Below are 19,244 nucleotides of genomic sequence, written 5' to 3' on the forward strand. Positions count from 1 at the left end.
TTCCTCGAGGCAGATGCCGTCAGCTGGTCACCTTGATGTCCGCCACCCTGCCGCGCCACTTGCCCTCATCCGGCTGCAACGGCAGCTTCGTCAGCCACACCAGGAGGTACCGGCTCTTGAGCGTCTTGCCGGGTTTGAGCTGGACGGTCGTCCCCGAACCTTCGGCCACCGTGGAGTAGTCGTCGAGGGATGTCGGCTCCGAGCCCGCCTTCGCGCTCGCGCTGCGGAGCTCGACTGAGGTGTCCCCCTCGAACGTGACGGTCACCTTCCCGACGTTCTGGGTCTTACCGAGGTCGAGGATGATGCCGACGCCCGACTTCAGACGGCCGAAGTCCGTGCTCAGGTAGAAGTCCGTCTGCCAGTAGGTGGCCGTGCTGTTGTCGTAGACCTTCCCTATGTCCGACGGCTTCTCTCTTTGATCCCCGAGAGGATCGAAGTCGCGGGCACCGCTGATGGCGATGGGCTTGCCGGATGCAGGCTTCTTCGGGCTCTTGTCGTTCCCGTCGTCCGTCTGCGTCTGGCCCGGGCCCTCGTTCTTGCCGCCCTGGTCCATCAGCGCGTCCGCCAGCTGCCAGCTGCCAAGGCCCAGCGCGGCGATCAGGAGCGCGGAGACGGCCCACTTCAGGGCCTTGCCCGTGCGGCTCTGGAGCGGGGGCGGCGGCGTCGGGACCGGCTGGGTGGCGCCGGGATGCGGGGCCTGGCGGCCGTACGTGCCCTGCTGGTACGTCGTGCGCTGGTACTCGGGCGGGGCGGTGAACGCCGGCTCCGGCGGGCGGATGCGGGGCATCTCGCCGATCGCCTTCACCAACTCCTCCGGCGTGGTGCACGGCGACTCGTGCCGGGAGGCGGTGGCGCCGTCGTTGGCGAGCGCGCGCATGGAGAGCTCGGACAGGCCGCGGTGCACGCCGGCCCGCACCTGGTCGGGCGCGATCAGGCCGATGTCCTTCGGCAGGCCCGACAGGCCGTAGGCGTCGCTCTCGTACGGCCAGCGCTGCGTGAGCGCCGCGTACAGCAGGGCGCCGATGGCCTCCGTGTCGGTGCGCTGCGGGGTGTCGGATGCGACGCCGCGCAGGGCGGCGTTCACGGCGAGGCCGCGGATGCGCCACTGGCCGGTCGAGGCGCGCAGCACGGCGTTGGGGTTCAGCCGGAGATGGGCGAGTCCCTCACGATGGGCTGCGGCCATGGCGGAGGAAACCTGACTGACCATCTGGTAGGCGTCGTAGGGCTCCAGAGGGCCGGAGGCGAGGAGCGTCGTCAGTTCCGTCGCGTCGGGAAGCCACTCGTGGACGACGTATACGACGTCGTTCTCCTCCACGGCGTCCAGCACTTGGACGAAACGCGGGTCACCCAGGAGGGCGGAGGAGCGGGCGGCCGCCAGTACGGAGCGGGCCCGCGAGTGGTCGGCGGGCAGGATGTGCACGCCGACGGCACGGCGGAGCTTCTCGTCCACGGCACGCCAACTGCTGAAACCGTCCAGACGGGTGACGCACTCCTCGAGGCGGTAGCGTCTGGCGAGCTTGTGACCACTGTGCAGTTCGGGCGGCGAGGTCGTTCCGGCACCGTCGGTCCGGGTGCTCTCCTGTACCTCGTCGCTGTCCGTGTCCCGCTCCCGGTTCTTGGCCACCCCGTCGGCCGTGGACTGGTCCGCCTGTGCGGTCAGCGACGTCTCGTCGCTGTTGTCTGCCACGTCGACGGCAGCCGTACTCCGTTCCGCCACCGTCGTTCCTGCCTCCCCATCCATTGCGCGCCGGCCGGCATCCAGTGCGTGCCGTCCGAAGCCGAAACCAATTGTGCCCACAGTCCGCCGCTATGCACGACACACGGTGGCTGACGATGGTTGTGCGCCTACCCCCCGACTCACCGTCCCAGGCGTCCGCGGACCATGCCGACCAGCGAGTTGAGTTCCTCGATGCGCATGCGGCGGGCAGCGATGAAGAAGACCCCGAGCAGCACGGCGCTGCCTGCCAGAACCGCGGCGAGCGAGCCCGCGGGGCCCTGGCCGAGGGAATGCCCGATGCCGTAGCAGGCCGCGCCGCTGAGCAGGGCGGCCGGGACCGACGCGATGCACAGCCGGGCGTACGTCCGCAGGACGCGGGCGCCGTCGAGGTCCCCGCCGAGCCGCTTGCGCAGCCGGCGCCAGGCGACGCCGACGCCGATCGTGTAGGCCAGGCCGTACGAGGCGGCCATGCCGACCACAGCCCAGCGGGACGGGATGACGAAGAAGCAGAGCGCCGATGCGCCCGCGTTGACCGCGGCCACGATAACCGTGTTGTAGAAGGGAGTTCGGGTGTCCTCGTAGGCGTAGAAGGCGCGCAGGACCACGTACTGCACGGAGTACGGGATCAGGCCGAGACCGAACGCCATCAGCATGAAGCCCATGTTGGTGGCCTCGCTGGTGCCCGAGGAGCCGAACATCAGCGTGCACATCGGGATGCCGAGGGACAGGAACCCGAACGCGATCGGCACGATCGCGACCGCCGTGGTGCGCAGACCCTGGGAGATGTCGTCGCGGACGGCGCCCCCGTCGCCCTCGGCCGCCGAGCGCGACAGGCGCGGCAGCAGGGCGGCCATGAGGGAGACCGTGATGATGGCCTGCGGCAGGCCCCAGATCAGCTGTGCGTTGGCGTAGGCGGCGAAGCCGGTGCCGTCGACCGGTGAGGCCTTGCCCGCTGCGGTGGACAGCTGGATGACGATCATGGCACCCGCCTGGTTGGCGAGGACGAACAGGACCGTCCACTTGGCGAGTGTGATGGCCTTGCCGAGGCCCTGGCCCTTCCAGTCGAAGCGCAGCCGCAGGCGGAAGCCGGTCTCGCGCAGATAAGGGATCATCGCCAGCGCCTGGACCACGAGGCCGAGCAGGACGCCGATGCCGAGCAGGCGCTGGCCTTCCGGCGGGATGGTCGTGGCCTTCATCCCCGAGTCGGCCGCGGTGCCGTAGACGTAGATGAACATGCCCAGCGTCACGATGATGACGATGTTGTTCAGGACCGGCGTCCACATCATCGCGCCGAACTTGCCGCGGGCGTTGAGGATCTGGCCCATCACCACGTGGATGCCCATGAAGAAGATCGTGGGCAGGAAGTACTGGGCGAAGGTGACCGCGACCTGGTTCGCCGCCGGGTCGCTGGCGACCGGATCGGACAGCGCATGGATCAGGAGCGGCGCGCCGAGGACCGAGAGGGCGGTGAGTGCGCCGAGCGTCACGATGACCAGGGTGAGCAGGCGGTTGGCGTAGGCCTCGCCGCCGTCGTCGTCCTCCTTCATCGCGCGCACGAGCTGCGGCACGAAGACGGAGTTGAGACCACCGCCGACGGTGAGGATGTAGATCATCGTCGGCAGCTGGTAGGCGACCTGGAAGGTGTCACCGAGAAGGCCGACGCCCAGCGCCGAGACGATCAGCGCGGAGCGGATGAAGCCGGTGAGGCGGGAGACCATCGTGCCCGCCGCCATCACGGCACTGGACTTCATCAGGCCCGCGGCGCGGCCGCCCTTCTTCGGGGCGGATGTGGCAGCGGGCTCAGGAGCCGGCGCCTCGTCCACGAGGGGCGGTGTCGCAGTGGTCTGGCCGGTAGCCGCGTACTGGTCCTGCGGTGCGTACGGGCCCTGTGCCATCTGCCCCGGTGCCGGGGACGGGCCGGGGACCGACGGCGACTCGTACGACGGGTGACCACTGCTCTGCTGCTGGTCCCGGAAGAGGTGCGCGAACGCGTCCGGCTCCTGGCGGGGCTCGCCCGCCTCGGAGACGAGGTCGTCCACGCCCACGAACCGGGTGGTGCGGGGGTCGTCGCCGTACGGCAGATGCCGCGTGGGACCCTCCGGTTCCGGTGCCGGCGTCTGCGCCCACACCTGCGGGTCCGGTGCGTACGGCGACTGCGGCGGCCGGCCGTACAGCGGCTGCTGCGGCTGGTACGAGCCGGGTGCGGGCGGCGGGTGCGCGGCACGGTCGTAGAGCGCCTCGCCGACAGGGTCCTGGGCGGAGAGGTCCTGTGCCCGGTAGGGGTCCTGGCCGTAGGCGTCCTGGAGGTACGTGTCCGCGGGCGGTTGCGGCGGCACCTGGCCGTGCTCGGGCGGTGAACCCTCGGGCCCGCCCGCATCGGGGTAGCCCGAGCTGCCCGCGGCACGGCCGCGGTCACCGTCGTACGGCGCGTTCATGCTTACCCCACCTCATCGTCCCGGGCCCACCGGCCACGACTTCTCAACGGTCCACTCTCTCACCCGTGCCGGACGGGTCGGCGCTTTCCGCTGCGGTGTCCGGGGCCGGGTCACTCGGCTGCTCGGGGGCGTCTGCCCGTGAGCCTGCCTCGGACTCCCCCTGGAGACGTGCGCCGGAGGCCTCCGGGTTCTGCGGGCCGTCGATCACGTCGTCCGCCTCGGCGGTGTCGTCCTCGGCGGCCTCATGGGCGGCGGCGCGCTTGCGCTGGGTGTACATCCGGAAGCCCGCGAGGACCAGGAGCAGGACGCCACCGCCGATGACCAGCATCACCGTGGGCGTGATCTCGGTGACCTTCACGTCGAAGGTGACCGGGGCGCCGTACTTCTGGCCGTCCTCCGTGTACAGCTGGGCGACGACTTCCGCCCGGCCGTTGGCGTTGGCCGACGTGGTGAACTTCACCGACTGGGCGTGGCCGCCGTCGACGGTGACGCGCTGCACCTCGTAGGCGTCTCCGCCGATCTTGAGTCGCGTGGGGTTCTTCGACGTGAGCCGCAGCTCCAGGTGCTCGACGCCCTGGACCAGGTTGTTCTGCACCGTCACGGGGATCGTGGCGCTGCGGCCGGAGAGCTTGGTCTCCGACTTCTGGATCAGCTTGACCCCGTCGATGAGTCCGTTGAGGTACGACTCCATGCCATCGCGGTAGCCCACCGCCGCGACGCCCCGGCCGCGCCACGACGTCGACATCTCGCGGTTCATGGCCCGCCCGAACGGGGTCACCACCCGGGACTGACGGGTAAGGATCACCTTGAACTTGTCGAGCTTGTCCTGGGTCCTGGCGATCTGCTCGAATGCGGCCCGCGGCAGCTCCTGCTTGCGCAGCGAGGAGGGATACGCGGAGGCCGACGGCACCCTCGTGTTGGCAGCGGGGTCCGGCTTGGCCTTGGCGGCGGCCGTGAGGTCCTGCGACTCGGACCAGTTCCCGCCCTGGAGGGCTCCCAGGGCCTCAGCCATGGCCTGCGCCTGACTCACGGAGGGCATGCGCTGCGGGGCGACGACGACGCTGCGCTGCTTGCCGGTCTGCAGGCCGAGCGTCAGGCTCTGGGCCAGGAAACGCTGCACGGCGAGTGTGGAGGCGGAGGCCTTCGTCAGGTCGCCCTGGAAGGCCGTGGACATCCGGGAATCCGCGACCACCGCTGTGGTGCCGCCGCCGATGGGACGGGCAGCGGACGGCGTGTAGGACAGGTTGTCCTGGAGGCTGTCGCTGCGGGTGATCACCTTGTCCGCGCCCGCGGACGTGGCGACCTTCACGATCGACGGGTCGATGGCGCCGTCCACCGGCCAGACGAAGTCCGTGGAGGGTTTCACGTGGAGGATCGTGTCCACTGTCTCCTCGGCGACGTCGGTGGCCTCCTTGAGGTGACTCAGTGAGCCGGCGACGTTCGTGCCGTTGTGGGCGAGGGAGGCCAGGTCCGGGTCGCCGAACGGCAGGGCGGCCACCTCTTCACCCGTGACCGCCTGCTGGAGCTCGGCCAGCCAGTTCTTGGCGACCTCCTGGTTCCGGCCTGGGCTGGTAGTGCCGTCCGCACCGCGGACCTGGTAGCTGTCCGTCATCGCGTCGACGGATGCCAGCAGGTCCGGGTCGACCACCCAGGTGACGTCGAGGCCCTTGCCCAGCGACACCATCTGGTCGAGACGGCCGCCCGGGGCGATCTCCTCGGCGAGCTCGTCGTCGCGGAAGACCGGCGTCTGCTGCTCGTTGGACCCCGTCTCGGCCGCCATGTGGGCGCTGGAGACGAGGGGCCACAGGAACGTGGTCTTCGTCCTGGTGCCGGGCTCTTCCGGCTGCCACGGCAGGAACGTGCGCTGGATGCCGAGAAGCTGGTCCCAGGGCTGCGCCGAGGTCTCTCCGGAGAGTGCGACGGCCAGCTGGTAGACGCCGTCGCGGCCGAGATCCAGCTTGTCGGCCGGCACGGAGATGCTGAAGGGCTCCGCGACGCCGGGAGTGAGCGCGGAGAACTTCTCGGTGTACTTGCCGCCGACCTTCTCGCCGGAGGCCCCCTGGAGGTCGTCGCTCTTCTTGGCCAGGGTGTCGATCGCCGAGCGGGTTTGGAGTGGGGGCCCCACCCGCAGGTCGACGTGGGCGCCGGTGACCGTCTGCTTGCCGTTGTTGGTCACCGTGCCCGACACGGTGACCGTGTCCCCCTCGGAGGGGGTGCTGGGACTGAGTGAGTCGATCGCGACCGACACCGAGCCCGCGCTGGAGGCAGCCTGCAGGGACTCCTGACCGGCCGCGTCCGCAGGCGCTGCGGCAGGCAACTGGAAGATTCCGGCCAGCAGGGGCGCGCCGGCGAGCAGTGCTCCGGTGCGCCGCAGCCAGCGGCGGGCAGGTGAGGCACTGGCCCCCTGGAAGTCTGCCGCCTCGGCCACGCGCTCGTCCGTCCCTCGTCGTCGTCAGTGGTCGTCGGAATGTGCGTCCACGCATGGTAACGATGCCCGCTGAGGGGAAGTGCCGCGGTCCGCTCCACAAGATCGCGGGCGGACACCGCGGTATCCGTTATGTGACCCTATCGAGGGTGGCAGCTCCTTATGGCTCAAGAGCTCGGCTTGTGCACGTATAGCGGACGTGTCCCCAAGGTTCTGCGTACGGAATAAGAGGAGCTCGCGGTGGCCCGGGCCACGTACCCTCTTCTGTTGTGCCGAACGTCAACGAAGAAACGTCCAGTGCCCTGAGCCAGGTGCAGCACCGCGCCGTGAGTGAACTGCTGCGGGTCGCTCCTGTCGCCGACGACCTCGCCCGCCGCTTCCAGGAGGCCGGGTTCTCACTCGCCCTCGTCGGCGGCTCGGTACGGGACGCGCTGCTGGGCCGGCTCGGCAACGACCTGGACTTCACGACCGATGCCCGCCCCGAGGACGTCCTCAAGATCGTGCGCCCGTGGGCGGACGCCGTCTGGGAGGTCGGGATCGCCTTCGGCACGGTCGGTGCCCACAAGGGCGGCTACCAGATCGAGGTGACCACCTACCGCTCGGAGGCCTACGACCGCACCTCGCGCAAGCCCGAGGTGTCGTACGGCGACTCTATCGAGGAGGATCTCGTCCGCCGCGACTTCACGGTGAATGCGATGGCGGTGGCGCTGCCGGAGAAGGAGTTCGTCGACCCGCACGGCGGGCTCGAGGATCTCGCTGCGCGTGTGCTGCGCACTCCCGGTACACCGGAAGAGTCGTTCTCGGACGACCCGCTGCGGATGATGAGGGCCGCGCGCTTCGCGGCTCAGCTCGACTTCGAGGTCGCCCCCGAGGTCGTCACGGCGATGACGGAGATGGCCGGGCGCATCGAGATCGTCTCGGCCGAGCGGGTGCGGGACGAGCTGAACAAGCTGATCCTCTCCCCGCAGCCACGCAAGGGCCTGACGCTGCTTGTCGAGACGGGCCTCGCCGAACGCGTGGTGCCCGAGCTGCCGGCCCTGCGCCTGGAGCGTGACGAGCACCACCGCCACAAGGACGTCTACGACCACACACTCATCGTCCTGGAGCAGGCGATGGCGCTGGAGGAGGACGGTCCCGACCTCACCCTCCGCCTGGCCGCCTTGCTGCACGACATCGGCAAGCCGCGCACGCGCCGCTTCGAGAAGGACGGCCGGGTCTCCTTCCACCATCACGAGGTGGTCGGCGCCAAGATGACCAAGAAGCGCATGACGGCTCTGAAGTACTCCAACGAGCTGGTGAAGGACGTCTCACGTCTGGTCGAACTGCACCTGCGCTTCCACGGCTACGGCACCGGCGAGTGGACGGACTCGGCGGTCCGCCGCTACGTCCGTGACGCCGGCCCGCTCCTCGACCGCCTCCACAAGCTGACCCGCTCGGACTGCACGACCCGCAACAAGCGCAAGGCGGCGGCTCTGTCGCGTGCGTACGACGGGCTGGAGGAGCGGATCGCCAAGCTGCAGGAGCAGGAGGAGCTGGACTCGATCCGCCCGGACCTCGACGGCAACCAGATCATGGAGATTCTCGGCGTGGGTCCCGGCCCGGTCATCGGCCGTGCATACCAGCACATGCTGGAGCTCCGCCTGGAGAACGGGCCGATGGGGCAGGACGCCGCGGTGGCCGCGCTCAAGGAGTGGTGGGCCGGGCAGGAGAGCTGAGGCTGTGAAACGGGGTCATGTTTCACGTGAAACATGACCCCGCTGCAGACATGACGAAGGGCGGTGTTTCACGTGAAACACCGCCCTTCGTCATGTCTGACTACTTCTTGTAGTCCTTCAGGCAGAGCAGGAAGTCCTTGCCGTCGCCGCTCTCGGTGTACGTGTACTGGAAGTCCTTGGCCTCGGCCTCGCACTTGCTGGAAGCCAGCGTGTCCGTGAGATACGAGCCCTCGATCTTGGCCAGCACCTTGTACTGGGCCTTCGCGTCGTCGCACTTCACGACTTCGAGGTCCGGGTTGTTGTCGCTGCTGCTGCCGCGGTGCATGCAGTCGCCGACGGCGGCCGTGTTGGCGTCGTCCCGGCTGGTCACGTAGCCGACGATGGCGATGGTCGCCACGGCGATGACGATGACTATGTTCTTGATCATCTTGAAACTGAGCTTGCGACCCGACGGCTGTGGGGGGACCGGCGCGTACGGAGCGGCGCCCTGGGGCGGGAAGCCGGGCTGCCCGGGCTGTTGCGGGTAACCGCCCTGAGGCGGGAACGGAGCCTGGGGCGCAGCCGCGGGCTGGCCCTGTGCGAACGGATTGCCCTGGGGCGGCGGAGTAGTCACTTGGGGTCCCCCTGGAACATGGTGAGTGACGCGAACATGTCGCGAGATAAGACCCACGTAAGGTAGCGGTCGCCACTGACAACGCAGTAGTCAGAAGTGGCTCTGTGTCATTGATGTGACACTTACAGACGCCCAAACCGTGCCATACCGATAGCTACTGCCGCGTAGGTAACGGCGATCGTGATCACCAGCGGCACGGATCGGCCGTCCGACGGCAGCATCAGGGCGGCCACAGCGGCCGCGCCGACGAAGAACACGTTGTAGAGGACGTCGTAAACCGAGAAGATCCGGCCACGGAAGCCGTCCTCGACGGAGGACTGGACGATGGTGTCCGTGGCGATCTTCGCGCCCTGAGTGGTCAGTCCCAGGACGAAGGCCGCGGCCAGCAGCGGGGCGGTGGCGAACGGCAGCCCCAGAGCGGGTTCCAGCAATGCCGCGGCCCCCGCGCAGACGACGATCCAGCGGCCCGGACCGAGCCGCCCCGCGGTCCAGGGCGTCACCACGGCCGCCGCGAAGAACCCAGCGCCGGAGAAGCCCAACGCCAGGCCGAGCAGGGCGAGTCCGTCGTCCGTGGTCGAGGTGAGGGCGTACCGGCACAGCATCAGCAGCATGACCAGCAGGGCGCCGTAGCAGAACCGCATCAGCGACATCGCCACGAGGGCCCAGGCGGCTTCACGGCGTTGCGGAGCGGCCAGGTGACGTACCCCGGCCGCCAGGTCGCGGGCGGTGCCCGTGAGAGCCGTCCCGATCCGCTTGCGCGCCAAGGGGCGGTCGGGACCGAGGAGTTCCCGCGCCATGCTCAGCGATGCCAGGGCGGCGCACAGATACAGCCCGGCTCCCACCAGTACCACCGCGGCATCCGAGTCCGCCACCGCCAGACGCACGACGAAGGCGAGACCGCCACCCGCGGTCGCCGCCAGGGTTCCGGCGGTCGGGGAAAGCGAATTGGCGATGACCAGGCGGTCGGCGTCGACCACGCGCGGCAGGGCGGCGGACAGGCCTGACAGGACGAAGCGGTTGACCGCGGTGACGCACAGGGCCGAGACGTAGAAGAGCCAGTCCGGAGCCGGACTGAGGATCAGCAGGGCCGTCGCGGAGGCCAGCAGGGCGCGCAACAGGCTACCGAACAGCAGGACCTGACGGCGCCGCCAGCGGTCCAGCAGGACACCGGCGAACGGGCCGACGAGCGAGTACGGGAGCAGCAGCACCGCCATCGCGGAAGCGACCGCGGCCGCCGAGGTCTGCTTCTCCGGCGAGAAGACCACGTAAGAGGCGAGCGCGACCTGATAGACGCCGTCGGCACCCTGGGACAGCAGACGTACGGCGAGCAGGCGCCGGAAGCCCTGGAAGCGCAACAGGACGCGCAGGTCACGGACGACGGCCATGGGGCCCAGCCTCACATACGGGGAGGGTCCCCGGGTCATACGACCCGGGGACCCTCCCAGCCCTGGCAGGAGCGATCAGTTGCGGAGCGTCAGCGCTCGACCTCGCCCTTGATGAACTTCTCGACGTTCTCGCGGGCCTCGTCGTCGAAGTACTGCACGGGCGGGGACTTCATGAAGTAGCTCGACGCCGACAGGATCGGGCCGCCGATGCCGCGGTCCTTGGCGATCTTCGCGGCGCGCAGGGCGTCGATGATGACGCCGGCCGAGTTCGGGGAGTCCCAGACCTCGAGCTTGTACTCCAGGTTCAGCGGGACGTCACCGAAAGCACGGCCCTCGAGGCGGACGTAGGCCCACTTGCGGTCGTCCAGCCAGGCGACGTAGTCGGACGGGCCGATGTGGACGTTGCCCTCGCCCAGCTCGCGGTCGCGGATCTGGGAGGTGACGGCCTGCGTCTTGGAGATCTTCTTCGACTCGAGGCGGTCACGCTCGAGCATGTTCTTGAAGTCCATGTTGCCGCCGACGTTCAGCTGCATCGTGCGGTCCAGGATGACGCCCCGGTCCTCGAACAGCTTAGCCATCACGCGGTGCGTGATGGTGGCGCCCACCTGCGACTTGATGTCGTCACCGACGATCGGGACGCCCGCCTCGGTGAACTTGTCCGCCCACTCCTTGGTGCCGGCGATGAAGACCGGAAGGGCGTTGACGAAGGCGACCTTGGCGTCGATGGCGCACTGGGCGTAGTACTTCGCCGCGTCCTCGGAACCGACGGGCAGGTAGCAGACGAGGACGTCGACCTGCCGGTCCTTGAGGACCTGGACGACGTCGACCGGCTCCTCGGCGGACTCCTCGATGGTCTCGCGGTAGTACTTGCCGAGGCCGTCGAGGGTGTGGCCGCGCTGCACCGTCACACCGGTGCTGGGTACGTCGCAGATCTTGATGGTGTTGTTCTCGGAGGCGCCGATGGCGTCCGCGAGGTCGAGACCGACCTTCTTGGCGTCCACGTCGAACGCGGCGACGAACTCGACGTCGCTGACGTGGTACTCGCCGAACTGGACGTGCATCAGGCCCGGCACCCTGGACGCCGGGTCGGCGTCCTTGTAGTACTCGACTCCCTGCACCAGCGATGCGGCGCAGTTGCCCACACCGACGATGGCTACGCGAACCGAACCCATTCCGGTTGCTCCCTGTGTGTACGAGTGAGGCCCTGAGCGGGCTCTCACGTGGCGGTGTCGTCGGGCGTATCCGGCCGGGGGTCGCCCCCCGGCCGGGGCAGGCCGCCCGACGCTCCAGATGTGGTGTCACGCGAGGCGGGCTCCCCGGTGGCCGGACCCTTGAGGTCCCGCCCTGCCCGCTCGCTCTCGATCAGCTCGTTCAGCCAGCGCACCTCGCGTTCCACGGACTCCATCCCGTGGCGCTGGAGCTCGAGCGTGTAGTCGTCGAGGCGCTCCCGGGTCCGGGCCAGGGAAGCGCTCATCTTCTCCAGCCGCTCCTCCAGCCTGCTGCGGCGGCCCTCCAGCACGCGCATGCGAACCTCGCGTGAGGTTTGACCGAAGAAGGCGAAACGGGCTGCGAAGGTTTCGTCCTCGTATGCGTCGGGCCCGGTCTGCGAGAGCAACTGCTCGAAGTGCTCCTTACCCTCTGCCGTCAACCGGTAGACGATCTTGGCGCGGCGCCCCGCGAGGGGGGCGGCGAGGGCTTCCTCGGCGGTGTTCCCCGGTTCCTCGATCAACCAGCCGTTGGCGACCAGCGTCTTGAGGCAGGGGTAGAGCGTCCCGTAGCTGAAGGCACGGAACACGCCGAGTGACGTGTTGAGCCGTTTACGCAGCTCGTACCCGTGCATCGGCGACTCGCGGAGCAGGCCGAGTACGGCGAACTCGAGGATCCCGGAACGCCGGCTCATCGTCGCCTCCTCTCGCCGCGGTGCGCATGTATCAGTCCGATGTGTCGGGCCGATGTGTCGAGCTGATGTATCGACTCGATACATCACGACGATAGAACGGCCTTCCGGATGCGACAAGAGGGGGTCGGGTGAACGGGATCACATCACCGATTCGTCGGACACGAGTTGCCTGATTTGAGGTGAACTTCGGGGCTCGGCAGGTTTTGGCGGTGCGTAGTCTGTGCGCCATGCACATCACCGGGAACCGAGTGACGCCTGAGAGCGTCGTCGTCTTCGGTGTGGTACGGGTGCATGCGGGACCGATGAATGCGGAGCCGACCGCATCCGTACTTCGGGGGGACCGGAAACCAGCCGCCGTTTCCAGGCGCGCAGGGGTGCGCCTGCCCGAGGAGTAGTCGTTCGATGAGCGAGCACCGTCGCAAACCGCCGCAGCCGCAGGGAGGCGGACGTGCCGCGGCCCGACGCGGCCAGTCCGGCTCGTCTTCCGGCCGCCGCGCGGCACCGCGAGGCGCCACCGGGTCTCCGTCCGAGTCCTATGGGTCGGACTCCTACGACTCGGGGGGTGAGGAGCGTCAGTACGGTGGCCGTGCCGAGGCCCGGCGTGCGGCGCAGAGAAGTACGGGTGGCGGCCGCCGCAGAGCGGCCGAACCGACCCGTGGTGGCCGGCGTGCCGGCCCTGCCGGGAGAGGACGCGCGGCCGCCGTCCCCGACAGGAAGCGGCTGATCGACTATCCGCGGGCCGGAAAGTACGGCTGGCGGCGCTGGATGCCGTCCTGGAAGCTCGTCTCCGGCCTGTGCATCGGCTTCTTCGGCAGCCTGGTGGCCGTGGCGGGCATCGGCTACGCCATGGTGGGCGTCCCCAACGAGGAGAACGCGGCCGCTCTCTCGCAGAACAACGTCTACTACTGGGCCGACAACACCCAGATGGTCGCGGCGGGCAGCGGTCAGAACCGGCAGAACGTCACGATCGACCGGATCCCGAAGGCCATGCAGTGGGCGGTGATCTCGGCCGAGAACAAGAGCTTCTACCAGGACAACGGCATCGACCCCATGGGCATCGCCCGTGCCCTGGCGAACATGGCCCGGGGTGGCGACACCCAGGGTGGTTCGACGATCACCCAGCAGTTCGTGAAGAACACCTACCTGAGCCAGGAACAGTCGCTCACCCGTAAGTTCAAGGAGATGTTCATCTCCATCAAGGTGGGCACGACGGTCGACAAGCCGGTGATCCTTCAGGGCTACCTGAACACCTCGTACTACGGCCGTGGCGCCTACGGCATCCAGGCCGCTGCCCAGGCCTATTACGGCAAGGAAGCGAAGGACCTCAAGCCGAGTGAGTGCGCCTTCCTCGCCGCTCTTCTGAAGGGCCCGACCTACTACGACCCTGCGGGTAACAAGGACATCGACTCTGCGGCGACTAAGGATGCCAACCGTAAGCGTTCCGAGGCCCGTTGGTCATGGATCCTCGAGCAAATGCACAACGACAAGAGGATCACGGACAAGGAGTACCAGGACGCGATCAAGAAGTACCCCTCGCCCCAGGATCGCAAGGCGTCCAAGGGCATGTCCGGCCAGATCGGGTACCTGGCGGACACCGCCAAGAAGTACGTCCTGAGTCACTCCAACATCTCCGAGAAGCAGTTCGACCTGGGCGGCTACCAGATCAAGACGACCTTCGAGAAGGACAAGGTCGAGGCACTGGCGAAGGCCGTCAAGAAGGTCGAGGACGAGAAGCTCGATCCGAAGAAGCGTGAACGGGACAAGCACGTCCAGTTCGGTGCGGCGTCGGTGAAGCCCAAGGACGGCGCGATCGTCGCGCTCTACGGCGGTGCGGGCTACGAGAACGGCCACTTCAACAACAACGCGGACACCTCGGGTGTCCCGGTCGGTTCGACGTGGAAGCCGTTCGTGCTCGCCGCCGCGATGGAGCATGGCACCTACCGGAGCGACGGTCCCCTCTCGCCGCTGAGCAAGTACAACGGCAACGACCATCTCAAGGTCATGAACAACGACGGCTCCTACGTCCTGAAGAAGGACAACACCCCGTTCTTCCAGGAGAACGAGAGCGACTACCCGTGGGGCTACATCTCCCTGCGCAAGGCGATGGAGCAGTCGGTCAACACCCCGTTCGTGCAGCTCGGCATGGACGTGGGGATGAGGAACGTGCGAGACGTGGCCGAGAAGTCCGGCATCCTGGACGCCAGCTTCGCCACGCTCAACCCGTCGTTCGCGCTCGGTACGTCCACTCCCAGCGCGATCCGCATGGCCGACGCCTACGCGACGTTCGCCGCGGCGGGCAAGCAGGCCGCCCCGTACTCGGTCACCAGCGTCAAGTTCAACGGCGAGAAAGTCGAAGGCTTCAAGAAGCCGAGGATCACGCAGGCCATGCCTGAGAACGTGGCCAACAACGTCACGGCCACTCTGGAGAACGTCATCCAGAACGGTACGGGTAAGAAAGCGCTGGCCCTGGGCCGTACAGCGGCCGGCAAGACCGGTACCACCGACGAGAACAAGTCCGCCTGGTTCGTCGGCTACACACAGCAGCTGTCGACCTCGATCGCGATGTTCCGCGAGGATCCCAAGAGCGCCACGCTGCTCTCCATGAACGGCACGGCGGGTGAAAAGTCCATCCACGGTGGTGACACTCCCACCCAGGTGTGGACCGAGTACATGAAGGCCGCACTGAAGGGCAAGTCCGATCCCGGCTTCCCGGACGCCGAGAAGATCGGCGAGATCCAGGACGCGGTGGGGGCTCCGACGCCGACCCCGACGCCCAGCGTGGAGCCCAGCGAGACCGTGACCGAGTCGCCGAGCGCTACGCCCAGCGAGACCCCGACGCTTCCGTCGCCCTCGCCGAGTGACACCTGTGGGTTCTTCGGGTGCGAGAACGACGGTGGCGCACAGAATGGCGGTACCGGCAACGGGGGCACAGACGGAGGGGCGTCCACTGAGCCCACACCAACCGATACCAACCTGGACGGCGGCAACAGCAGAGGTAATGGCAACGGAGGCATCTTCGGAGGCCCCGAGGGATAGCCGCAGCCGACAGATCGCCCGGCTTGGGTGTTTCACGTGAAACGCGAGGGTGTTTCACGTGAAACAAGGGCCGCCGTCCCACGGGGGTACGGCGGCCCTCGGCGTATTGCTGGACACGTACGGCAGGATGTGCGGCATGCCCAGTGCAGAATCGACGCAAGCGAGCGTCCATGAGCCGGAGCCGGTGCGGCCGACCAAGGAGGACGAGGTCGCCGCGGCCGGCAGCGAGCTGATCGGCGGCCCGCTCGGGCGGCGTGCCCTGCTCGGGGCGTCCTGGTGGACTCCCGTGCGGGTGATCGCGCTGGTGGCGATCGGCATGTTCGCCCTCGGCCTGGTCCAGAAGGCGCCCTGCTACAACGGCGCCTGGTTCTTCGGCGCCAGCTCCCAGTACACGCACGCGTGCTACTCGGACATCCCGCACCTCTACCAGGGACGCGGTTTCGCCGACGGGCTCGTGCCGTACTTCGACAGGCTCCCCGGCGACATGCAGTACCTGGAGTACCCGGTGCTCACCGGTGTCTTCATGGAGGTCGCCTCCTGGCTCACTCCCGGCAGCGGCAGCATCCAGTACCAGGAACAGTGGTACTGGATGGTCAACGCCGGAATGCTGATGGTGTGTGCGTCGGTCATCGCCGTCTGCGTGGCCCGCACCCACACCCGGCGCCCCTGGGACGGCCTGCTGGTCGCCCTGGCGCCTGCCGCCGCCCTGACGGCGACCATCAACTGGGACCTGCTCGCGGTCGCCCTGACGGCCGCGGCGATGCTGATGTGGTCACGTGGCCGCTCCCTCGCCTTCGGTGTCCTGCTGGGGCTTGCCACGGCCGCCAAGCTCTACCCCTTCCTGCTCCTCGGGCCGCTGATGGTGCTGTGCTGGCGTGCGGGCAGGTGGCGCGAGTTCGGGACGGCTCTAGGGGGAGCGATCGTCGCCTGGGTCGTCGTGAACGGGCCGGTGATGCTCTTCGCGTTCGAGGGCTGGTCGAAGTTCTACACGTTCAGCCAGGAGCGGGGCGTCGACTTCGGCTCCTTCTGGCTGATCATGGCCCAGAACTCGGACGACCCGCTCAGCACCGACACGGTCAACACACTGGCGACGCTGCTGATGCTGGTGAGCTGTGCGGCTGTCGCTGCCCTCGCACTGACCGCCCCGCGCCGCCCGCGGTTCGCCCAGCTCGCCTTCCTGATCGTCGCGGCGTTCATCCTCACCAACAAGGTCTATTCGCCGCAGTACGTTCTGTGGCTGGTGCCGCTGGCGGCCCTCGCCCGGCCGAAGTGGCGGGACTTCCTGATCTGGCAGGCCTGCGAGGTGGCGTACTTCCTCGGCATCTGGCTGTACCTGGCGTACACGACCAGCGGAGACGCTCACAAGGGACTGCCCACCGACGGATACCACTGGGCCATCGGCCTGCATCTGCTGGGGACGCTGTACCTGTGCGTGATGGTCGTGCGTGACATCTTCATGCCGGAGCGGGATCCGGTGCGGTGGTCCGGTGACGACGATCCCTCGGGTGGGGTGCTCGACGGCGCCGAGGATGTCTTCGTTCTTGGCCCCGCGGCTCGCCCCCGACGCCATGTGACCACCCAGTTCGACAGGCCACCGGTCGAGTGGGGCAGGCCGGGTCCTACCGGCGGTTCGCTCTGAGTGAACGGCCCGTGGTGGCGTAGCCGGGAGCACAGAAGGCCGTACACGGGAAGCGTGTACGGCCTTCTTGCTGTGTGCTGCGCCGGTTTGCGTCGCGTCGTCAGCGGTCCATGATCCGGTCGAACTGAGTGGTGGTGTGCCGCAGATGAGCCACCAGCTCATCGCCGACCTTCGGCTCCGGTGCGTCCGTCGGCACGAACAGGATCGAGACCTGCATGTGCGGCGGTTCCGCGAACCAGCGCTGCTTGCCGCCCCAGACGAACGGAGAAAGGTTCCGGTTCACCGTCGCGAGGCCGGCGCGGGCGACGCCCTTGGCGCGCGGCATGACGCCGTGCAGCGCCTTGGGGGCCTCCAGACCCACTCCGTGCGACGTCCCGCCCGCCACGACCACCAGGAAGCCGTCGGAAGCCGCCTTCTGCTGCCGGTAGCCGAAGCGGTCGCCCTTGGCGACGCGTGTGACGTCCAGGACCGCGCCGCGGTATTCCGTGGCGTCGTGGTCCCCCAGCCACAGCCGGGTGCCGATACGGGCCCGGAAGCGGGTCTGCGGGAACTGCTGCTGGAGCCGGGCGAGTTCCTCGGCCTTGAGATGGCTCACGAACATGGTGTGCAGGGGCAGTCGGGCCGCACGCAGCCGGTCCATCCAGCCGATGACCTCCTCGACGGCGTCCGAGCCGTCGGTGCGGTCCAGCGGCAGATGGATGGCGAAGCCCTCCAGACGGACGTTCTCGATGGCGGCGTGCAGCTGGGCCAGGTCCTGCTCGCTGATGCCGTGCCGCTTCATCGAGGACATCACCTCGATCACCACGCGGGCACCGACCAGCCCGTACACGCCGTCTATCGACGAGACGGAGCGGATGACCCGGTCCGGCAGCGGCACCGGCTCCTCGCCGCGCCGGTACGGCGTCAGCACCAGCAGGTCCCCGCCGAACCAGTCCTTGATCCGGGCGGCTTCATACGTCGTGCCGACGGCGAGGACGTCCGAGCCCAGCCGTGTGGCCTCCTCCGCAAGCCGCTCGTGCCCGAAGCCGTAGCCGTTGCCCTTACAGACCGGCACGAGGCCCGGGAACTGCTCCTGTACGTGCTTGTGGTGCGCACGCCAGCGCGCGGTGTCGACGTAGAGCGTGAGCGCCATGGCCGGACCTGGAACCTTTCTCGCGGTTGCCGTGAATCGGCGGTTGCCGTGTATCAGAGGTATAGAAGCACTGAACGGGACATCAGCGGCGCGACATGTAGATGTCGAGCGCCTTGTGCAGCAGCTTGTTCAGCGGGAAGTCCCACTCGCCGAGGTACTCGGCCGCCTGGCCGCCGGTACCCACCTTGAACTGGATCAGACCGAAGAGGTGGTCGGTCTCGTCCAGCGAGTCGGAGATGCCACGCAGGTCGTAGACGGTGGCGCCGAGCGCGTAGGCGTCACGCAGCATCCGCCACTGCATCGCGTTGGAGGGCCGGACCTCACGGCCGATGTTGTCGGAGGCACCATAGGAGTACCAGACGTGCCCGCCGACGATCAGCATCGTCGCGGCCGACAGGTTCACGCCGTCGTGCCGGGCGAAGTACAGCCGCATGCGGTTGGGGTCCTCGGTGTTGAGGGCCGTCCACATGCGCTGGAAGTACGACAGCGGGCGCGGCCGGAAGTGGTCGCGCACGGCCGTGATCTCGTACAGCCGCTGCCATTCCTCGAGGTCCTGGTAGCCGCCCTGGACAACCTCGACGCCCGCCTTCTCGGCCTTCTTGATGTTGCGGCGCCACAGCTGGTTGAAGTTCTTGTGGACCTCTTCCAGGGAGCGGTTCGCCAGCGGCACCTGGTACACGTAGCGGGGCTGGACGTCGCCGAAGCCGGCGCCGCCGTCCTCGCCCTGCTGCCAGCCCATGCGGCGCAGCTTGTCGGCGACCTCGAAGGCGCGCGGCTCGATGTGGTCGGCCTCGATGTCACGCAGGCGCTTGACGTCCGGGTTCTGGATGCCCTGCTTGATGGAGGGAGCCTCCCAGCGCCGGATGATCACCGGCGGGCCCATCTTCACCGAGAAAGCGCCCTGCTCCTTCAGATGCGCCAGCATCGGCTCGATCCAGTCCTGCAGATTCGGCGCGAACCAGTTGATGACCGGGCCCTCGGGCAGGTAGGCGAGGTAGCGCTTGATCTTGGGAAGCTGCCGGTACAGCACCAGACCGGCACCGACCATCTCGCCGGTGCGGTCGTCGAACCAGCCGAGGTTCTCGGAGCGCCACTCCGCCTTGACGTCAGCCCAGGCCGGGACCTGCATGTGGCTCGCCGACGGCAGGCTCTGGATGTAGGCCAGATGCTGCTCGCGACTGATGGTCCTCAGGGTCAGGCTCATTTCGGGGCGCTCCTCGGGCTGGTGTGTCCCCATGGGTTCAGGG

Annotated in this window: 12 protein-coding genes; 3 read left to right on the forward strand and 9 right to left on the reverse strand. The window is 68.2% G+C overall.

Going from position 1 to position 19,244, the window contains the following annotated elements; translation table 11 throughout:
* Positions 1 to 19: 19 nt before the first annotated feature.
* The 3 genes from ACFU3E_RS05845 to ACFU3E_RS05855 form a co-directional block, all read right to left on the reverse strand.
* Positions 20 to 1,717, reverse strand: a complete 1,698-nt coding sequence (locus ACFU3E_RS05845) for a protein kinase family protein (RefSeq protein WP_384152616.1) — start codon at positions 1,715 to 1,717, stop codon at positions 20 to 22.
* 140 nt (positions 1,718 to 1,857) lie between these two features.
* Positions 1,858 to 4,152 (reverse strand): murein biosynthesis integral membrane protein MurJ, encoded by a 2,295-nt coding sequence (gene murJ, locus ACFU3E_RS05850; protein WP_384152619.1) that lies wholly within the window; start codon positions 4,150 to 4,152, stop codon positions 1,858 to 1,860.
* Positions 4,153 to 4,195: 43 nt separating this feature from the next.
* On the reverse strand, positions 4,196 to 6,580 hold the full coding sequence (locus tag ACFU3E_RS05855) for a DUF6049 family protein (protein ID WP_384152622.1): 2,385 nt from the start codon (positions 6,578 to 6,580) through the stop codon (positions 4,196 to 4,198).
* Between the two features lie 266 nt (positions 6,581 to 6,846).
* On the opposite strand from ACFU3E_RS05855, the gene ACFU3E_RS05860 reads away from it, so the two are divergent.
* The gene (locus tag ACFU3E_RS05860) at positions 6,847 to 8,292 is read left to right on the forward strand and encodes a CCA tRNA nucleotidyltransferase (RefSeq protein WP_384152625.1); all 1,446 of its coding nucleotides are present in this window, start codon (positions 6,847 to 6,849) and stop codon (positions 8,290 to 8,292) included.
* 100 nt (positions 8,293 to 8,392) lie between these two features.
* Here the strand turns inward: ACFU3E_RS05860 and ACFU3E_RS05865 are convergent, their stop codons facing one another.
* From ACFU3E_RS05865 to ACFU3E_RS05880, 4 genes are all read right to left on the reverse strand, one after another.
* Entirely contained in the window at positions 8,393 to 8,905 is a 513-nt protein-coding gene (locus ACFU3E_RS05865; protein WP_384152628.1) for a hypothetical protein, read from the reverse strand.
* 122 nt (positions 8,906 to 9,027) lie between these two features.
* Positions 9,028 to 10,290, reverse strand: a complete 1,263-nt coding sequence (locus ACFU3E_RS05870; protein ID WP_384152631.1) for an MFS transporter — start codon at positions 10,288 to 10,290, stop codon at positions 9,028 to 9,030.
* 89 nt (positions 10,291 to 10,379) lie between these two features.
* Positions 10,380 to 11,462: an inositol-3-phosphate synthase gene (locus ACFU3E_RS05875; protein ID WP_384152634.1), complete on the reverse strand. Its 1,083-nt coding sequence runs from the start codon at positions 11,460 to 11,462 to the stop codon at positions 10,380 to 10,382.
* A 44-nt stretch (positions 11,463 to 11,506) separates the two neighbouring features.
* Positions 11,507 to 12,190, reverse strand: a complete 684-nt coding sequence (locus tag ACFU3E_RS05880; protein WP_384152637.1) for a PadR family transcriptional regulator — start codon at positions 12,188 to 12,190, stop codon at positions 11,507 to 11,509.
* A 765-nt stretch (positions 12,191 to 12,955) separates the two neighbouring features.
* Here ACFU3E_RS05880 and ACFU3E_RS05885 point away from each other — a divergent pair.
* A complete protein-coding gene (locus tag ACFU3E_RS05885; RefSeq protein WP_384152640.1) occupies positions 12,956 to 15,226 on the forward strand; it encodes a transglycosylase domain-containing protein in 2,271 nt (756 codons plus the stop codon).
* Positions 15,227 to 15,353: 127 nt separating this feature from the next.
* Positions 15,354 to 16,865 carry a glycosyltransferase family 87 protein gene (locus ACFU3E_RS05890; RefSeq protein WP_384152918.1) on the forward strand — a complete coding sequence of 504 codons (1,512 nt, stop codon included), beginning with the start codon at positions 15,354 to 15,356 and terminating at the stop codon, positions 16,863 to 16,865.
* 100 nt (positions 16,866 to 16,965) lie between these two features.
* Here the strand turns inward: ACFU3E_RS05890 and ACFU3E_RS05895 are convergent, their stop codons facing one another.
* Both ACFU3E_RS05895 and femX read right to left on the reverse strand, forming a co-directional pair.
* Positions 16,966 to 17,997 carry an alanine racemase gene (locus ACFU3E_RS05895; protein ID WP_358280276.1) on the reverse strand — a complete coding sequence of 344 codons (1,032 nt, stop codon included), beginning with the start codon at positions 17,995 to 17,997 and terminating at the stop codon, positions 16,966 to 16,968.
* Positions 17,998 to 18,079: 82 nt separating this feature from the next.
* Complete coding sequence (femX, locus tag ACFU3E_RS05900) at positions 18,080 to 19,201, reverse strand: peptidoglycan bridge formation glycyltransferase FemX (RefSeq protein ID WP_384152643.1); 1,122 nt, start codon at positions 19,199 to 19,201, stop codon at positions 18,080 to 18,082.
* Between the last annotated feature and the right edge of the window lie 43 nt (positions 19,202 to 19,244).

This window comes from Streptomyces sp. NPDC057424 (genome assembly GCF_042803315.1).
In the GTDB taxonomy this organism is placed as follows: Bacteria; Actinomycetota; Actinomycetes; order Streptomycetales; family Streptomycetaceae; genus Streptomyces.